Below are 17,127 nucleotides of genomic sequence, written 5' to 3' on the forward strand. Positions count from 1 at the left end.
TATCTGCTATTAAAAACAATTTTTTATATAAACATTGATGTCACCAACCATAGCAGTATCTATAATATAGTTATAGATACTCTGTTAATAAATCAGTGACAGTCTCTAAGCCACCACCTGCCAATAAAAACAATAGCCCTGCCATATTGATGACAACGGTCAAATAATAAGTCACTCGAAACTCGGGTTTTTGTGATTTGTGACGCAGATACGTCTGAGCCAATAGCGCACCTACCCAACCGCCAAGCGCGCTTAGTATATGTAATGTAGACTCAGGCGTACGCCAGTCGCCACTTTGCGCAGCAGCTTTGTCTTTGGCATACATGCCATAAGTAATAATCCCTAGCACGACGTACCAGCCGACCACTAGCCAGCTCAGTTTATCTGTCGCTGCTAATAAAACTAAAACGCCATAAAAAGCCAGTCCAAGAAACGAACGTTTCTTTTGACCTGCTTCAAACTCTGCCTGATGGCTACGTTTCTGATTGCGATGACGGATCTGCTGATTTTTTTGTGCCATTTTTTGTTTTACGAACCCAAGTTCTTGTACTTGCGTGGCTCGCTTGCGTCCCTCCGCATCTTGTCCAATGCTAAAGACCACTGCCTCACCGATATCAGGACGGCGCTGAGCCTTAAACTCACTTATATGAAAGAAGACAGACTCGCCTGCTTCAGTTTCAATAAAGCCAAACCCTTTATCATCCTGCCATTTTTTGACAGTGCCTTGTTGTTTATTCACTACCGACACCTCATATCTTTTAGAATTGCCAATTATAGTACACCATCTGCGTTACATTATTGACGCTTACATCTGGCCTTAGATGGCTTATTATTTCTTACACGATAATACGGCAATTAAAAAGACTGCAATCAAACTCATTATTTTCTATTCTTTTATTCTAGCAACCGATGGCTTTTTATTATGACTCAATCTCAATTTATTAATCCAAACGAAGACACTCGTATCGCTCATGGTAGCCTCGTTAAGCTGCACTTTGAAGTTTCACTAGAAAACGGCACCATCATCGACTCAACTTTTAATCGTGATGCACCTGTGTCTTTGACCATTGGTGATGAGAGCTTGTTACCTGGCTTTGAGCAAGTACTGATGAATCTACGCGCCGGTGATACTCGCACCGCACACCTTGAGCCAGAGCAAGCATTTGGTGAGTGGAATCCTGAAAACATCCAACATTTTAGCCGTACTCAGTTTGCGCTAGTCGCTGACAATCCAGAAATTGGCATGATGGTTGAGTTCGAAGACAAAGGTAAAAACACCTTGCCCGGTACGATTAGTGCCATCGATGAAGACCAAGTCGAAGTAGACTTTAACCACCCACTGGCAGGACAAGACGTATTATTCAAAGTAAAAATCTTTAAAGTCACACCGCCCGGTGTCACAGGCATTAAGTTAATGTAGTCATTTAAAAACTATCAAAAACTCGTTAGACATTAACTAAGATAAAAGCTCGCGACGATAAAAATTAATATCGATGAAAAAAAATCAAAAGGGAGACTTATATGCAGTATCAAACGTTACCGCAACTCGATGAAAAAGTATCTAAAATCTGTCTAGGCACGATGACATGGGGACAGCAAAATACTGAGTCCGAAGCACATGAGCAAATGGACATGGCACTCAGTGAAGGTGTGAACTTTTGGGATACCGCCGAGATGTACCCGTCACCACCAGATAAAGACAAACAAGGCGATACTGAACGCTTTATGGGCACTTGGTTTAACAAGACCAAACAACGTGACAAAGTCATTCTTGCCAGCAAAATATCACCAATGAACTTTTTGCGTGATGGACAAACGCGCTTTAACGCCGAGCATATCAGCAGCGCTATCGATGGTAATTTGGAACGTCTACAAACAGACTATATTGATATCTATCAGCTGCATTGGCCAGAGCGTCAAGCCAACTTCTTTGGTCAGCGCGGCTATGATGAAGAGATGGCGGCACAGTCATTAGACGATTTAACCCCATTTTTAGAGACTATTCAGGCCTTAAATGATGAGATCAAAAAAGGTCGTATTCGTGCTTATGGTCTATCGAATGATACCGCGTGGGGACTGATGCGCTATCTATGGGAAGCAGATAAGAATGGCCTAATTCCACCACTTACCGTGCAAAACCCATATAGCCTGTTGAACCGTTTATACGAAGTCGGTATGGCAGAGATTGCCCATCGTGAAAACGTTGGTCTACTTGCATATTCACCGCTTGGTTTTGGTGTATTGTCTGGCAAATACCTTGATGGTAAACGTCCAACTGGCGCACGTTTGACCATGTATGATCGTTTTGGTCGTTATGTGAACGAGCAAGCCAAATCAGCCACTGAACAATATGCTAAGATAGCTGCTGATGCAGGTTTAGACATGGCGCAGATGTCATTGGCTTTTGTAAACTCTCGTCACTTTGTCACTAGCAACATTATTGGGGCAACGACGACCGAGCAACTCAAATCAAACATCGATAGTGTCAATGTGGAGCTAACAGCAGATGTATTAGAAGCGATTGAAGCGGTGCATACACAGCAGCCCAATCCATCGCCATAGTTGGTCTTTTACAGAGAGTAAAGCTTAATAGAGCCTGCTGAATAAATGAAAGTATGCGTGCTCTATTAAATCTCTTATAAAAAAGGGCGCAAATCGTTTCGATTTGCGCCCTTTTACTGACTGGCTGAGATTAGCTACACTAGCTCAACTCTAACTAGTTCAACTGTAAATAATCAGTCTTCAACTGGTGCGCTAAGGACTCTTGAGTGCAGCTCAGCCAATCCTTCGTTCATGCGTGCTTGCAATAAATTGGTCAGCTCGCTTTTGTTACGACCTTCTGGATCTATAGGCGCAAGTGGCAATACATAAGCAGTCACGTTTTTGCTATCGAGCACTTTTTTCATGCTTTCTTTCATCGTAAGCTTACCATAGTATGGCAATGCGTCGCTTAGTGTGCCATCTTTATTGACATAAGCGATGATAATCGGTCTGATAGGCACATCAGCATCAATGGCTGCTTGCAGTAATGTTCCATGAATGCGCTTTACTTTTTTACCACTGGTAGTGGTCGCCTCAGGAAAGAAAATAATCGAAAAACCTTTGGCTAAAAAGTCAGCAATCTGCGCCGATACTGAGCTTGCATCACCGGAGCCACGCTCGATGAAAAGCGTCCCTGCGGCATGGGCAAGTTTGCCAAATACAGGCCATTCACCGATTTCAGCCTTTGATAAAAAGAACGCTGGGCTCACAGTACCAACGACAGGGATATCCATCCATGACACGTGATTCGATACCCATAAGCCATGGAACTGCTCTACAGGTTCCACTTCTACTACTTTAACCCCAAAAGAGCCTGCCATCTTACGGCAGAATGTCTGGATATAGCGTGGTAGGGTTTCGCGTGGTGGCTGCTTAAAGGCACCAATACGCTTTGCCGCGCGTATGCCACCGACCATGGTCGTGGTCATACCAGCAACCTGGCGGCCTCGGCTTAACTGTCGTCTGAGTGAAAAGCTTGATTTAGCTTGGCTCATCTTCGCCCTCATGATTAAATAACGGGTGTTTAATAGTCAAAAAACGAGCTCAGTATAACAAAGTTAGCACACTCAGTGATAGCTTGTTCACTCAGTGAGTGCCGACTTTTATACAAACGGGTAATAAAGCAGATTTATAAAAAATTATCCGCAGCAAACGCTGTAACATAAAACCATCGCTAATTATGCTAATACGCTTTAATATCAAGTGATAAGACCATATATAGATAATCATATGAACGCTACGTCAAAGCTTCTTGAGCTGATAATAGCGAGACATTTACTTTATTAAATAGGTGATACTCTTTGGATTATTTTGAAAGACATGAAGGTGGCGAACGCGCCATTTTAGTACATTTAGACATCCGCCAAATTCAAGATCCTGATGATCTTAGTGAGTTTGAGCTGTTGGCTGATTCAGCAGGTGCCGATCGTTTGGCATTAGTCACTGGATCACGCTCACGCCCTGACGCCAAATACTTCGTTGGTAGCGGAAAAGCAGAAGAAATCGCAGAACTAGTACGCGAACACGAAGCAGACATCGTATTGTTCAACCATAGCTTGTCGCCATCACAAGAGCGTAATATCGAAGCGTTAGTGAAGTGCCGCGTGTTGGATCGTACTGGTTTAATTTTGGATATTTTTGCGCAGCGTGCCCGTACCTATGAGGGTAAGTTGCAAGTAGAGCTGGCTCAGCTTAACCATCTATCAACACGTCTGGTACGTGGTTGGACGCATTTGGAACGTCAAAAAGGTGGTATTGGTCTGCGTGGACCTGGTGAAACCCAGCTTGAGACCGATCGTCGTCTATTACAGACTCGCGTCAATCAGCTAAAGAGCAAACTAGAAAAAGTTCGCCAGACCCGTGCGCAAGGTCGTGCCCGTCGCCAAAAATCAGACGTACCGACCATCTCACTGGTCGGCTATACCAATGCGGGCAAATCTACTTTGTTCAATCGTTTGGTCGATGAGAACATCTACGCTGCTGACAAACTATTTGCGACGCTAGATCCTACTCTACGCCGTTTAGACTGGCAGGGAGTTGGTCGTGTCGTCTTGGTCGATACGGTTGGTTTTGTCCGTCATCTGCCGCATGAGTTGGTTGAGTCTTTTCATGCAACTCTAGAAGAAACACTAGAAGCAGATTTGTTATTGCACGTCATTGATTCTTCTAGCGAAGACATGCACGAGCAGATTCAGGCGGTCAAAGAGGTATTGGCAGAAATCGATAACGATGTACCTGTGCTCAGTGTCTACAACAAGATTGACTTGACTGATGAACCTGCACATATCGGCTATGCTAGCGAAGGTCAGCCAAACCGCGTCTATGTGTCTTCTAGACAGAACCTCGGCATGGAAGAGCTAACGCTTGCCGTACAGCAACTGCTGACGGGTAAACTGACGACGTTTGATTTGACCTTGCCGTATGATGCCGGACAATTCAAAAACACTCTATATGAATTGGGTGTTATTGAAGAAGAAAGCTATGACGATACGGGTCGTGAATGTCTGACGATTCGTTTGCCAAGTGACCGTCTAAGACAGCTACTGGGTCAAGCCAACTTAAAACCTATCGATGTATTGCCGCTTGCACAAGCAACACTACTGATGCCGGTACTAGAAGAGTTTGAGAAGGTTGATGACGTTGAAGAGCCAACTATGACAGAGGCTGAGGAAAAAGCATTTGATGAGTTTGATGCATTAAACTCAGAAACAGCTGATTCAGAAAAATAATGATCATTTCTGCAAAATAAGAACTATTGTTAAAGTGAGTCATTTGCGACAGTAGTTGAATGAACGTTTGATTCATACTGTTAGACCAAAAACCCTTATATAGTACGTTAAAATAGAATAGACGATATCCATTGATATCGTCTATTTTTTTTGGATATGACGAGTCACGGCGCATAGGCTTTATTAGTTGCTCCACTCTCTATATAATCGCCTGTTATACATTCAACAAATATTGATAGATAGCGTTAATACTTTAAAAGTGAATCATTGCTACTATCATTATTTATAGCATCATTTTCTACGTTGTATTCTTGGTGCGATCACGCATTTTGTTTTGTACACCATCCATTTATATCTGATTTGGCCAGAATTGCTTATGAAGCCTGCTCACTCTCCCCATCTCCCACTATGGCTTGCGTTAATTCTAACGTTGACCATGGTTATCGTTGTCCGAGAAACGGCGGTTGTTCTCTGTCAAATGGCAGGCATCGAAAAAGCGGCCAATATTGTCGGTTTGGTTGCGATGTTTGTTATCTTGATGGCGTGGCGATTACTCAAGGGGTTACCGAGCTGGCTCACACAGGCCAGTAATACGTTACTAGTCGATAGTGGTTTTGCCTTCTTACCAGTTTCTGCTGGTGCAGGCTTGTTGCTATTTGCTCTAGGAGATGAGCTATTGGGTGTGATGATAACAATAATTATTAGTACGCTCATACCACTATGGGGACTAGCATTATTGGCCAATCGTTGGCTCAACCATGCTGCAAATACTGATAGTACGACTACTACTGAGCAAAAGGGACAGCCGTGAGCTGCGGAGAGATATTATGACTTTTGACAGCGTATTTATGGCAACCCTAGCCGCAATATTATTGACATTAGCAGCACACGTAATTGCACGTGTATTGGCACGTAAATTATCATGGCTACCGATGGTCATTACCGCACTTGTCCTAGTGCTTGTTTTCCTATTTATACTGCAGTGGGATTACAACAACTATTACAGCGCGGCAAAACCTGTATTTGACCATCTGTTGGGATATGTCACGGTACTCTTGGCTGTGCCATTGGCGGCGATGAACTTTAAAGGCTTACCAATCAAAAAACTCACTCTAATTGTCGCTATTGCTAGTGTCGTTGGCGCATTACTGCCTATATCGTTGGCTTACTTATTTTCACTCAGCCATGAAACCCTATTGGCTTTCGCTACCCGCTCTGTTACGACACCGATTGGTCTGAGTGTCGCAGATTTAATCAAAGCACCATTGGCAATGGCTAACCTAATTATCATCGTCTCAGGATTGATAGGTGGTACTGTCGCGCGCTTTTTGTTCCGCGGTATCAATGACGACCGTGCCAAAGGCTTAGCACTGGGGTTAGCAGCTCACGCGTTTGGTACAGTAGAGGCATGGCAAATCAGTCATACAGCCGGACGTTATGCAGCATTTGGCTTAGCAGTGAACGGGTTGGTTACCGCGGTTTGGGTGCCTATCTTCATCAGTGCTATCGGTATCTAGTCATCACTGAAAGTCTACCTAAACTATTCTTATATTTTTAAGAACTTAACCATTAATAGGCTTATCTACTGTTAACGTCAGATTGAAAATCATCTCGACTATTCAAATGTCATTATTATCTCTTAAAAAATTGAGACACTTTATTTGTCTGAATTCATAAGCGTAGAAAACCCACTATAAATGGCTCATTAAGCAACCTAGAAAAGTTAGTATATTGATTTATCTAAGTTTATTTAGCAATGAAAATCTGATTTTACAACTTAGTTTGTCAATCTGATGCGCCAAAAAGTTATTATATGTTATAGTAAGCAACTATTATTTTTTGTATCTATTGCAAGTGGTTCCTTATTGAAAGTGATAATTGCTAAGCTGCTGTCCTCACAGTGGGCTAAATAATTCTGCAAAATTAGTAACCGCTTAAGCGCCTAAATCAATGCATATGTAGGCAAAATAATTTGCTGTTATTCGATAAAAAGTGATTTTACTATGATAAATACGGCTACTTTGATGACTCGCTGCTTATCTCCCCTTTTGCTAAGTGCAATAGCTTTTTCGACCTTTTCTGTCGCTGCCAATGCAGGCAATATGTATATCTACAAAGACAAAGGTGGACAAGTACTGTTGACCAACGTCAATCCTAGTGGAAATTTCGATAAGTTTACGAAAAAAGTAAAAGTAACTTATTATAAAGACTCCAAGATGTATGACGGAAGCAGCGATAGCTATGGTAGCAGTGCCGCTAGCAACAGCGGAAGTCGCAACTCTTACGACAGCTACATTCGTGCGTCCGCTGAGCGCAACGGTGTGGACCCTGCCCTAATGAAAGCCATGATGCATACCGAATCAGCTTTTAATCCAAACGCACGCTCACCAGTGGGGGCGCAAGGGCTTATGCAGTTGATGCCAGCGACTGCGCGCCGCTTCAATGTCAGCAATCCTTGGAACCCTGCAGATAATATCGAAGGATCAGCTAAGTATATCGCTTGGCTCATGCGCCGCTTCAATAACAATATCGAACATGCTGTCGCGGGCTACAATGCAGGTGAAGGCAATGTCGATAAATACGGTGGCATTCCTCCGTTCAAAGAAACACGTAACTATGTTCAAAGAGTGATGAGCCGTTATCATAGCTTGTATAAGAACGATGCAGGACTGTTTGGTGCGAGTATCAGTGCTAACAATCAAACCAGTAGCACCAGTACAAGTAATGGCTTACAAAATGTCAGTTATGGTACTAGCAGCAATGTGAATAGTGCCAGCTATGCCAACTCAGCCTATGCTGCTTTACGCTAAGCCAGTTATCTAAAAGCCAGACATAAAAAAGCCCATTAATTCGTTAATGGGCTTTTTTATGTCTGGATGCTTTATGTCTTGAGGCTTCATATTTTGATGCATTAAGAGTAATAAAGCCAAACTGTGAGCCACAATTAAGGACTCACAGCCTGATCCAATACTATTTGGTGCTTACTTGTTAGCAGCCTGAGTTGCAGCAACTTCAGCAGCGAAGTCTTCTTGCTTTTTCTCGATGCCTTCACCAACTTCTAGACGTTTAAAGCCAAGTACTTTTACGCCTTCAGCTTTTAGGACTTCGCCAACTTTCTTGTCGTTGTCCATAACGTATGGCTGACGTAGTAAAGTTACTTCGTCTAGGTACTTACGTAGGCCACCTTCGATCATTTTTTCAACGATGTTGTCAGGCTTGCCAGACTCACGAGCTTTCGCTTCGATGATGTCTTTTTCGCGTGCCAATACGTCAGCAGCAACATCTTCGTCATCTACAGCAACAGGGTTGAATGCAGCGATATGCATAGCAAGGTTCTTACCAGTGTCAGCGTCGCCACCTTCAAAAGATACCACTACACCGATACGTAGACCATGACGGTATGCAGCGATGTTAGCACCTTCAAGTGTTTCAACACGGCGAATCTGGATGTTTTCACCGATTTTCTGTACTAGAGATACACGTGCTTCTTCAACAGTCTGACCTTCGCCATAAGACAATTCAGAGATAGCAGCAACGTCAGTTACGTTGTTTTCTAGCGCAAGGCTAGCAACTTTTTCTGCAAATGCAGTGAAGCTGTCATCTTTTGCAACGAAGTCAGTCTGGCAGTTAACTTCTAACAAGAATGCTTTGTTTTCGCCTTGAGCGATGATGATAGCGCCGTCAGCTGCGATGTTACCCGCTTTTTTAGCTGCTTTAGCTTGACCAGATTTACGTAGGTTATCAATGGCAACTTCAACATCACCGTTTGATTCTTCTAACGCTTTTTTACATTCCATCATGCCAAGACCAGTACGGTCACGCAGTTCTTTTACCATTTTGGCAGATACTTTTACTTCTGTCATAAGAGTCACCTTAGTATAGTTATGTATAGGAGTGCTGTATTTCTATTCGATATCTTGGTATTACTTAAAATCTAGCAGACAGCTCGTTTTGAACGATTACTAATATAGCCATAGATGATGTCAAACAAATAACATCTGTACAATATAGCAATATGACCAGTAGGAGCGATAATACTCGCTCAATAGCTGCTCGCTTATACGCATGGCATATTAATAAGGCTTTATTCAATAACAAGGCATGACGAGTAAAACTACATCATGCCTATTATGAGCTTATACGCTGTTCAAAACATTATATGGATGCTGATAGATACACTATCAAGGCATCCTTACAAAGTTAAACTTTTTAAGTCAGCTACTTATTCTGCTGGAGTTGCAGCAGCTTCTTCTGTAGCTGGCGCTTCTTCAGTTGCAGCAGGTGCTTGCTCAGCTTTACCACCAGCTTGAGTTTGTGCGTATTCTTTACCAGCGATGATAGCATCAGCCATAGAAGTTACGTACAAAGTCACAGCACGGATAGCATCATCGTTAGCTGGGATGATGTAATCAACGTTGTCTGGGCTAGAGTTAGTATCAACGATACCGATAACTGGGATACCCAAGTTCTTGGCTTCTTTAATAGCGATAGCTTCGTGATCTACGTCTACTACGAAGATAGCGTCAGGTAGGCCGCCCATGTCTTTGATACCACCTAGTGAACGCTCAAGTTTTTCCATATCGCGAGTACGCTCTAGCGCTTCACGTTTAGTTAGCTTAGCGAAAGTACCGTCTTCTGCTTGCTTTTCTAGCTCTTTTAGACGGTTGATTGACTGACGTAGAGTTTTCCAGTTAGTCAACATACCACCTAACCAGCGATGGTCAACGTATGGCATACCAGCGCGAGCTGCTTGCTCACGTACGATACCGCTTGCAGCGCGTTTAGTACCAACAAATAATACTTTGTTTTTCTTAGCAGCTAAACCGTTTACGTAAGTCAACGCTTCGTTGAACGCTTTTACGGTGTGCTCTAAGTTGATGATATGGATTTTGTTACGTGCGCCAAAGATGTATGGACCCATTTTTGGGTTCCAAAAACGTGTTTGGTGACCAAAGTGAGCGCCTGCTTGTAGTAAGTCGCGCATTTCGATTTTGGTTGGATTCTTTGTAGCCATGATAATATATCCTATTGGTTGGGTTATGCCTCCACATCACAAAAACAGCCTATTTAGCGACACGCATCTGCTACCGGTTAGTTTTCATTAGTAAAGCACTAACAGATCACAAATTAATCAAGTCGCCAAACACCCAGCAATTTTTTGCCATGATGTGTGTGTCATTGGTTGGTTTAAAAAAAGAAGCTATTGCTAGATTGAAGCAAATGCCCAAATCTAAACTATAAAGTGAATTATAAAAAATAGCTGCGCTGTATTTTATCACATAACGTCTTGGAATCTCCAGCAGTTTGTTTGTAGCGTATCAATAAGATAAAAACAAACTATGGCGATAATAAAACAAAAAAAAGCGACACATTTGCATCGCTTTTTTTATGATTGTCTTTTTAATAGCTATTTTTTAAGTGAGGTTAATGCTGTCGCTCTTTTATAGTTATCACTCGTTTATAGAGGATTGACTATAATTTATGCAATGCAAATACCAATAACCGCCTTGTAACCACGCCACGTAAATGGTGTGATATAGCTTTGACGATCTTTAGGCAAATAAGACACGCTTGGTGCACTCTCTACAATGTGCGGCGGAGAGATAATAAACTCTGAACCAAACTCTGTCCGAGCGTTACCTGAGATAGTATTGGCCATTTCACCAAGCAAATCTTTCATCATAGTGATTGAAGAGTCAGGCTCGCCCATCACTTTGATGACTTCTCGCAACATCACGCTTGGTGCACTGACATAGACGCAGCCTTCTAAAGGCCCTGATATCTTAATGACACCGCTATAATCAAAGCCAATCGCGCTTTTGTTGTTGTTCAAGTAAGGGGTATCAATTGACACTTCTGAGCCATCGATTTGCGCAAAAAATGCATTGATCGAGCTTAGAAATACACCCAGTTTTTCTACTTTAACCATAATATATTAATATCCATCTGTATTACGTGGCAGCATTAATCTTGCAAACAAACCACAATCTCGCCTACTTGAGAATGCCAAGTGATGGGGATGATAAAAGAACGCTCATCGTTCGGCAATACAATACTTTGCGGTGCACCTTTGAACACAAATGGTACAGAGATATGAAACTCTGAGCCAAACTCTTTACGTGCATTGCCTGCGATGGTATTGGCCACTTCCCCAGCCAGATCTACATAGTTCTCTTCACTTTTATCGGTTTCGCCCATGCTGTCTAAGATTGAAGACAGCAAGTTACGCGTCGCCGAAAAATACACCACGCCTTTTTGGCCACCAGATATACCAATCACGCCCGTATAATCATGGACTTTTGGCTGTTTATTTTCTAGTAAGTAAGGGGTATCGGCAATAAGCTCTTCTCCACCAAACTGGTCAAAATAATTACTAATAATACTTAAAAAAATCTGTAGCTTTTGCTCTTTCATAATGACATCTGCTTTGGTCGATGAATGGTATTAGTCTTGCATCAGCTCATACAAAGACTCTACAAGCTCCTCTTCCGAAAAAGGCTTGCACAAAAATCCGCTAGCACCTAGTGACAATGCTTCAATACCGGTGGCTTTGTCCGATAACGCTGATACCACCAAAATGCGTACTTCAGGATCAATCGCGATGATTTTTTCAATACATTCTAGCCCATCCATTTGTGGCATGGTTAGGTCCATGGTGATCACATCAGGACGATGAACATTGAACTTTTCGATGGCTTGAACACCACTGGTCGCTGTCGCAACCAGCATAAATTTTCCTGAATCGTATGCGCGCTGAATACGGTTTCTAATAATATTTGAATCATCAACAATCATTAACTTATGCATAACTTATCTACTACCTTTAATGAAGTGCTTGTCGTCCCTGACAATATAATTACTATTTTGATTAAGCTTTAGGTAAAGTAATGACAAACCGTGTCATCTGACCCAGCTCGCTATTTACATTAAGCTTGCCATCATACTCTTTTACTTTTGCCTTGATGATATCAAGTCCGACACCACGGCCACCGTCTTCATCTGCATGCTCTTTGGTAGAGAATCCAGAAGAGAACAGCTGTTTGAGCAAGTCACCTTTGCTAAGTTTATTTGCGTCTTCCGTACCGAAACGACCTTCTTCAATCAGCTTATTACGGATGCTGTCATAGTTGATACCTTGTCCGTCGTCTTGCACAACTAGCATAAAGTTTGAACCATTGTCTTGCACTTCCAAATCAATGGTCCCAACGTCAGTTTTGCCAGTAGCATGACGTACACTTGGCGACTCGATACCATGTACCACCGCGTTACGCAGCAACTGAATACTGATTTCTTTGATTGGTTTTGCAAGATGCGCCGGAATGCTGGTTTGGGTCAGCGTCGTACTTTTTAGCTGTACTAGCTTGCCTTGTCTTGCAGCAATTTCTTTTGTAAATTCATTGTAAAAAGACAATAAATCGTCATCTGCTTCATTGTCTAAGTCGATATCTAGCCCACCATCACCATCAAAGTCAGCATTGCTAGCTGCATGGTCTGCTACTGGATTTTGAGTAGCAATTGGTGCTTGTACGGTTGACGTCTTAGCTGCTGACGGTGCTGAGCGGTTGATACGCTCGCCCAACGTCGCAATCGTGTTCGACAAGCTAAGCAAATCATCCAAATGTACTGCTAATGGTAAGAAGTCATTACCAGACAACTGACCTTGGTTTTGCAATGCATGCAACTTGTCTTCAGCATCAGAAGCAATCTTCGTAAAGCTGTGTAGTTTTAGTGCTGATGCTTCACCTTTTAAGCTGTGCATTTCACGATAAATAGCTTTTAATTTGCCTTCAAGCTCGTATTGTGAGCTACCAGGATTTTTCAAGATGTTATTCATCTTCTCGATATGCGCTTGGGTATTACCAATAAACTCATTAATAATCTTTGGATTCACATTCAAGATAGTCGTTAACATCTCAATCTGCATATCGTTTTGTGAACGCTCTTTTTCTAGGCGCTGTTCTAAATAGACTGCATCTGATACATCATTAACGTTGACCAAGATACGGGCAATGTCTTTATTGTCATAAACACGTGAGAACTTAAAATCCAAGAAGCGATTATCAAGACTCTTGTCTTCAGACAAATTATGCAGCATGACCTTGTTTAGCGGGTTAAGTGAATCTACCAGTTTTTCTTTAACGCGAGGGTTATAGAGCTGTTCAATAAACTGCTGGGTGGTCTTGAGGTCTTTATCAGAGATACGACCACGCAAAACATTGGTAAAGTTTTCCCCTGCCAAGCGATCAGAGCCGATGATATTGTTCAGCGCTCGAGAATGCTGTTGACCAATATTTAAGTCTTTATCCAGTAGGAAAAGACCCGTATTTACCGTTTCCATAATCTCTTGCGTTTCTTGGCGAGCGGCAAGTGCTTCAGCATCCGTCTCACGTAGACGACGTACAAAAAAGAATACGAAGATTAAGAAGTAGGTAAAGATAGCGGCAACACCAAGTACCTGGATAAGACGAATGGTCGTTGCTTGACGCTCTGCACTATTAAATACGTCTTTGGTTAGATTATCCAAAGAGTCGTTAATAAACAAACTTGATGTCTTAGCCTGCTCAACTGCTTGAGTCAATTCATCAGCAGAAGGCACCATGACGTTGTCAGCATCTTTTAAGTATGCTTGAATTTTGGGCTCTAGTGTTTTCCACTGCTCGTTGGCAGCAGCAATGTTGGTTTGTGCATTGCTATCAATTTTTGGTAAATCGTAGCTATTACCTTCTGCATCTGTGATCGTACCGCCTTGCTCAATCGCGGCAATAGAGCTGGTAATTAGCGCAGTGTTTTGCTCTAAACGGCTTAATACTCGTTGTATGTGGGGAGACTTAGTATCCTCACCATAACTGCTGTCCAAGTCGAAAAGATCTTTAATTACTGCCTGTGCACTGTTTGCAACTTGGTTGGTTTGGTCAATTAAAGCAGTGTTTCTTTCTAATAAGTTTGAGGTATAAAACGTGAACGCTAGCAAAGCACCGATTAGAGATAAAAATAGTGCAATTGAAATAATCAGACCTTGATAGCGCTTATTGTCGACATTAGGTACGGTTGCCATCTTCAGAATTCCTTAGTTCACTTGCTTAGTATTAGTATCAGAATCACTTTCTTTAGCAGTCTCTGCTGCACCTAACCAACGATTCTCAATCTCTTTAAACGTTCCTTTTTGTTTGAGCTTTGCAATACCTTCATCCACTTTACGAATTAAGTCATTATTGCCTTTCGCCATCAGAATAACCTGCTGTGCTGATGGGTTGTCTTCGCCCTCATAAGCGACGATAGTCACGTCATACTCTGGATGGTTTTTTGCTGTGAACTGTAGGATCGGTAAGTCATGCAAAATGACATCGACTTTGTCCTGCATCAAATCTTCAAATAATAAATAAGCAGTGCTTCGAGTTGTCAGTTCGCTATATTTACCCATCGCTCTGAGCTGATCTTCTTGCTTTGAGCCTTCCATTGCCGCAACATGCATGCCTTGCAAATCATCTATACGATTGATTTTCAAGTCAGTATTTTTGTACATAATTGAAGATGGGTTAAAGAAATAAGGAGCAGAAAGACCGTACTTGACAGCTCGGTCATCTTTATAAGAAATACCTGAGATGGCTAGATCACGACCGCCAGACTCTACTGTGTCAAACATGTTCTGCCAAGTTTCCTTGTAGAACTCGACTTTGAAGCCTTGTTCTTCACCGATAGCACGAATTGAATCAATATCAATACCTTGCATATTGCCATAATCATCTTGAAACGAGAACGGTGGCATCGTGCCTGTTGTAGCCACCTTTATGGTTGGCGCTGTATCAGGTAACTTACTCACAAAGCTATCTGTGTTTTCCTTTACTGGTACGCTTGCACTTTCTTGAGTAGCAGAATTCCCACAGCCAAATAGGCCAACACTCAACAAAATCGGTAACGCTCGATATAACTGCTTCATAATCTATCCTTGAAACCTAACGTTGTTTTACGTTTTAATTAATTGACAATCTAGCAAGGTTAAGCAATGTCTATACATATTCACTTACAGAAAGTTACGTTAGATAATACTTGTCTAATTTTGTGATTGCAATAATTATGTTTGTCCATTATTTAGAGTTAGTTATACATACAAAATACAGCATATAATTCAGAACAACTTATGTTTGCTAAAATCTAGTGACCGTTGCTACTTAACGTCTCTACAAGACTTGATCCTTAACTGAATAATTATTCAACACAAAAAAAGCACTCATACGCTGTGAACGTATGAGTGCTTTTTAAAATACAGTTAACTTAAAATAAAGACACTTTTACTCTGCGTCATCCAAGTTTAGATTACGATCAATTTTCCAAATCAGGAAGGAACCGAAACTCATTAGTGAGAACAGGGCAATACCGACCTTGAGGACAGGGTTAACTGGAAACAAATTCAACAATAAACCACCAAAGATACCGACTGAAAACATTAGCGAACCTTGTAGCGCACTTGCCATACCAGCACGGCGTTTCTGAAAAGCGAGCGCAATTGCAGAAGCATTTGGCTGGGTCAGACCCAATCCTGCGATACAAAAGAAAATACAAGCTAGCACCAGTGGCAACCAAGCATCCGTCCCTAAAAGTAAGCCAATCACGAATAGCAAACCTGCAGAGATAACCTGCATCATCGCCCCAAAGCGCAAAATACTTAGTATTCGAAAGCGATTGGTAAGCCATTGGTTTAACTGAGTCAAACCTACAAAACCTGCCGCATTCATTCCGAACAACCAAGCGAAATGTGTTGCTGAAACGCCATAAGTATCCATGATTAGCTCAGAAGCCGAGCTGATATAGACAAACATCGCTCCCATTAACAATCCGCCACCAATTGCTGGATAGTTAAAAGTTGGGTCTTTTAATAAATCCCAATATTGACTGAGCACTTCCCTTGCAGGGCGTACGTTACGATTTTCTTCGGTTAAAGTTTCAAAAAAGAAAAACTTGGTAAGTAGCAAGTTTAGAGCGCCAAATGCGGCTAAGAACCAAAATATAGAGTGCCAATCAAAAAACTGTAAGAATAGCGCGCCAAGCGATGGTGCCAATATGGGTGCTAAGCCCATCACTAAAATCATGATGGAAAAAGCTTTTGCCGTTTGTTTTGCAGTGAGGCGATCTCGAATCGCAGCACGAGTAACTACTGCACCGACGCACGCGCCCAGTGCTTGTAGGGTCCGGCCTGCAAACAGTACGTACTCATTATCAGTAGTCGCACAAAGGATAGAAGCGATAACATACAGCGTCATACCTATATACAAGGGTTTGACACGGCCAACACGGTCACTGAAAGGTCCGTAAAATAGCTGTCCAAATACCAAACCTAAAAAATATGCAGGGACAGAGTTGGCCATAAAGGCCGTTGAAACACCGAAATCATCGGCCATCGATGGTAGCGCTGGCAGATACATATCAATTGATAATGGGCCCACCGCAACCATCAGCCCAAGCATCATAATCCATGCAACAGGCAAATCAGCAGAGCGCACTCGCTCAGAAGCGATAGGTTTGTTTGGAAGGGAGGGTTTTGAAGCAGACATATTTAGACCGTTTTATATAGTGACTATTATTTTTGATATTTTATTTTTCGACGTTTAACTGCTTGCACGTGTTGTTAGGTAGGCTTTCGTCATTTTACTGGCTTATACAGTAATCAAAATAGATACCTTTAACAACAATAGTGCATCTTTACCCATATCGGTGCAAGCAGACAATGCTATATCGTGCTATCTACTTGCATTTCAATGGCTATAAGATAATGGCGAAACAACTGCTAACAATTAAAACTCGTCGAAATAACTTATCAAAATATGTCTGGTATTCTTAGACAATAGCCCTCTTCTATTAA

At 42.0% G+C, this 17,127-nt stretch carries 16 protein-coding genes; 6 read left to right on the top strand and 10 right to left on the bottom strand.

What is annotated here, in order from left to right:
- Nucleotides 1-70: 70 nt before the first annotated feature.
- On the bottom strand, nucleotides 71-739 hold the full coding sequence (locus tag ACQKC9_RS06160) for a DUF1294 domain-containing protein (RefSeq protein WP_427620980.1): 669 nt from the start codon (nucleotides 737-739) through the stop codon (nucleotides 71-73).
- A 183-nt stretch (nucleotides 740-922) separates the two neighbouring features.
- Here ACQKC9_RS06160 and ACQKC9_RS06165 point away from each other — a divergent pair, with 183 nt between their 5' ends.
- Nucleotides 923-1,420, top strand: a complete 498-nt coding sequence (locus tag ACQKC9_RS06165) for an FKBP-type peptidyl-prolyl cis-trans isomerase (RefSeq protein WP_057758447.1) — start codon at nucleotides 923-925, stop codon at nucleotides 1,418-1,420.
- A 101-nt stretch (nucleotides 1,421-1,521) separates the two neighbouring features.
- Nucleotides 1,522-2,562: an aldo/keto reductase gene (locus tag ACQKC9_RS06170; protein WP_201568509.1), complete on the top strand. Its 1,041-nt coding sequence runs from the start codon at nucleotides 1,522-1,524 to the stop codon at nucleotides 2,560-2,562.
- A gap of 173 nt (nucleotides 2,563-2,735) precedes the next feature.
- On the opposite strand, the gene ACQKC9_RS06175 is transcribed toward ACQKC9_RS06170, so the two are convergent.
- On the bottom strand, nucleotides 2,736-3,536 hold the full coding sequence (locus ACQKC9_RS06175; RefSeq protein WP_057758444.1) for a lysophospholipid acyltransferase family protein: 801 nt from the start codon (nucleotides 3,534-3,536) through the stop codon (nucleotides 2,736-2,738).
- A 306-nt stretch (nucleotides 3,537-3,842) separates the two neighbouring features.
- Here ACQKC9_RS06175 and hflX point away from each other — a divergent pair, with 306 nt between their 5' ends.
- From hflX to ACQKC9_RS06195, 4 genes are all read left to right on the top strand, one after another.
- The gene (gene hflX, locus ACQKC9_RS06180; RefSeq protein ID WP_427620982.1) at nucleotides 3,843-5,270 is read left to right on the top strand and encodes a ribosome rescue GTPase HflX; all 1,428 of its coding nucleotides are present in this window, start codon (nucleotides 3,843-3,845) and stop codon (nucleotides 5,268-5,270) included.
- 376 nt (nucleotides 5,271-5,646) lie between these two features.
- Nucleotides 5,647-6,081, top strand: coding sequence for a CidA/LrgA family protein (locus tag ACQKC9_RS06185; protein ID WP_427620984.1), 435 nt, complete (start codon nucleotides 5,647-5,649; stop codon nucleotides 6,079-6,081).
- Between the two features lie 16 nt (nucleotides 6,082-6,097).
- The gene (locus ACQKC9_RS06190; protein ID WP_427620986.1) at nucleotides 6,098-6,787 is read left to right on the top strand and encodes an LrgB family protein; all 690 of its coding nucleotides are present in this window, start codon (nucleotides 6,098-6,100) and stop codon (nucleotides 6,785-6,787) included.
- Nucleotides 6,788-7,273: 486 nt separating this feature from the next.
- Entirely contained in the window at nucleotides 7,274-8,080 is an 807-nt protein-coding gene (locus ACQKC9_RS06195; RefSeq protein WP_427620987.1) for a lytic transglycosylase domain-containing protein, read from the top strand.
- A gap of 171 nt (nucleotides 8,081-8,251) precedes the next feature.
- Here the strand turns inward: ACQKC9_RS06195 and tsf are convergent, their stop codons facing one another.
- The 8 genes from tsf to ACQKC9_RS06235 form a co-directional block, all read right to left on the bottom strand.
- Complete coding sequence (tsf, locus tag ACQKC9_RS06200) at nucleotides 8,252-9,133, bottom strand: translation elongation factor Ts (protein WP_427620989.1); 882 nt, start codon at nucleotides 9,131-9,133, stop codon at nucleotides 8,252-8,254.
- 359 nt (nucleotides 9,134-9,492) lie between these two features.
- The gene (rpsB, locus tag ACQKC9_RS06205) at nucleotides 9,493-10,284 is read right to left on the bottom strand and encodes a 30S ribosomal protein S2 (RefSeq protein WP_335731855.1); all 792 of its coding nucleotides are present in this window, start codon (nucleotides 10,282-10,284) and stop codon (nucleotides 9,493-9,495) included.
- Between the two features lie 465 nt (nucleotides 10,285-10,749).
- On the bottom strand, nucleotides 10,750-11,199 hold the full coding sequence (locus tag ACQKC9_RS06210; protein WP_057758429.1) for a chemotaxis protein CheX: 450 nt from the start codon (nucleotides 11,197-11,199) through the stop codon (nucleotides 10,750-10,752).
- A gap of 35 nt (nucleotides 11,200-11,234) precedes the next feature.
- Nucleotides 11,235-11,684 carry a chemotaxis protein CheX gene (locus ACQKC9_RS06215; protein ID WP_427620990.1) on the bottom strand — a complete coding sequence of 150 codons (450 nt, stop codon included), beginning with the start codon at nucleotides 11,682-11,684 and terminating at the stop codon, nucleotides 11,235-11,237.
- Between the two features lie 30 nt (nucleotides 11,685-11,714).
- Nucleotides 11,715-12,077 (bottom strand): response regulator, encoded by a 363-nt coding sequence (locus ACQKC9_RS06220; protein WP_057758425.1) that lies wholly within the window; start codon nucleotides 12,075-12,077, stop codon nucleotides 11,715-11,717.
- Nucleotides 12,078-12,138: 61 nt separating this feature from the next.
- Entirely contained in the window at nucleotides 12,139-14,325 is a 2,187-nt protein-coding gene (locus tag ACQKC9_RS06225; protein ID WP_427620991.1) for an ATP-binding protein, read from the bottom strand.
- Nucleotides 14,326-14,337: 12 nt separating this feature from the next.
- The gene (locus ACQKC9_RS06230; RefSeq protein WP_427620993.1) at nucleotides 14,338-15,207 is read right to left on the bottom strand and encodes a substrate-binding periplasmic protein; all 870 of its coding nucleotides are present in this window, start codon (nucleotides 15,205-15,207) and stop codon (nucleotides 14,338-14,340) included.
- 352 nt (nucleotides 15,208-15,559) lie between these two features.
- Nucleotides 15,560-16,819 (bottom strand): multidrug effflux MFS transporter, encoded by a 1,260-nt coding sequence (locus tag ACQKC9_RS06235; RefSeq protein WP_191114724.1) that lies wholly within the window; start codon nucleotides 16,817-16,819, stop codon nucleotides 15,560-15,562.
- Nucleotides 16,820-17,127 lie beyond the last annotated feature (308 nt).

The sequence above is a fragment of the Psychrobacter sp. NPDC078409 genome (assembly GCF_050268505.1).
In the GTDB taxonomy this organism is placed as follows: Bacteria; Pseudomonadota; Gammaproteobacteria; order Pseudomonadales; family Moraxellaceae; genus Psychrobacter.

Coding starts and splice junctions, on each gene's coding strand:
- ACQKC9_RS06210 (WP_057758429.1), bottom strand. CDS start 11,199: ATGGTTAAAGTAGAAAAACTGGGTGTATTTCTAAGCTCGATCAATGCA.
- ACQKC9_RS06235 (WP_191114724.1), bottom strand. CDS start 16,819: ATGTCTGCTTCAAAACCCTCCCTTCCAAACAAACCTATCGCTTCTGAG.
- ACQKC9_RS06215 (WP_427620990.1), bottom strand. CDS start 11,684: ATGAAAGAGCAAAAGCTACAGATTTTTTTAAGTATTATTAGTAATTAT.
- ACQKC9_RS06190 (WP_427620986.1), top strand. CDS start 6,098: ATGACTTTTGACAGCGTATTTATGGCAACCCTAGCCGCAATATTATTG.
- ACQKC9_RS06225 (WP_427620991.1), bottom strand. CDS start 14,325: ATGGCAACCGTACCTAATGTCGACAATAAGCGCTATCAAGGTCTGATT.
- rpsB (WP_335731855.1), bottom strand. CDS start 10,284: ATGGCTACAAAGAATCCAACCAAAATCGAAATGCGCGACTTACTACAA.
- ACQKC9_RS06185 (WP_427620984.1), top strand. CDS start 5,647: ATGAAGCCTGCTCACTCTCCCCATCTCCCACTATGGCTTGCGTTAATT.
- ACQKC9_RS06230 (WP_427620993.1), bottom strand. CDS start 15,207: ATGAAGCAGTTATATCGAGCGTTACCGATTTTGTTGAGTGTTGGCCTA.
- ACQKC9_RS06220 (WP_057758425.1), bottom strand. CDS start 12,077: ATGCATAAGTTAATGATTGTTGATGATTCAAATATTATTAGAAACCGT.
- tsf (WP_427620989.1), bottom strand. CDS start 9,133: ATGACAGAAGTAAAAGTATCTGCCAAAATGGTAAAAGAACTGCGTGAC.
- ACQKC9_RS06195 (WP_427620987.1), top strand. CDS start 7,274: ATGATAAATACGGCTACTTTGATGACTCGCTGCTTATCTCCCCTTTTG.
- ACQKC9_RS06170 (WP_201568509.1), top strand. CDS start 1,522: ATGCAGTATCAAACGTTACCGCAACTCGATGAAAAAGTATCTAAAATC.
- ACQKC9_RS06175 (WP_057758444.1), bottom strand. CDS start 3,536: ATGAGCCAAGCTAAATCAAGCTTTTCACTCAGACGACAGTTAAGCCGA.
- ACQKC9_RS06165 (WP_057758447.1), top strand. CDS start 923: ATGACTCAATCTCAATTTATTAATCCAAACGAAGACACTCGTATCGCT.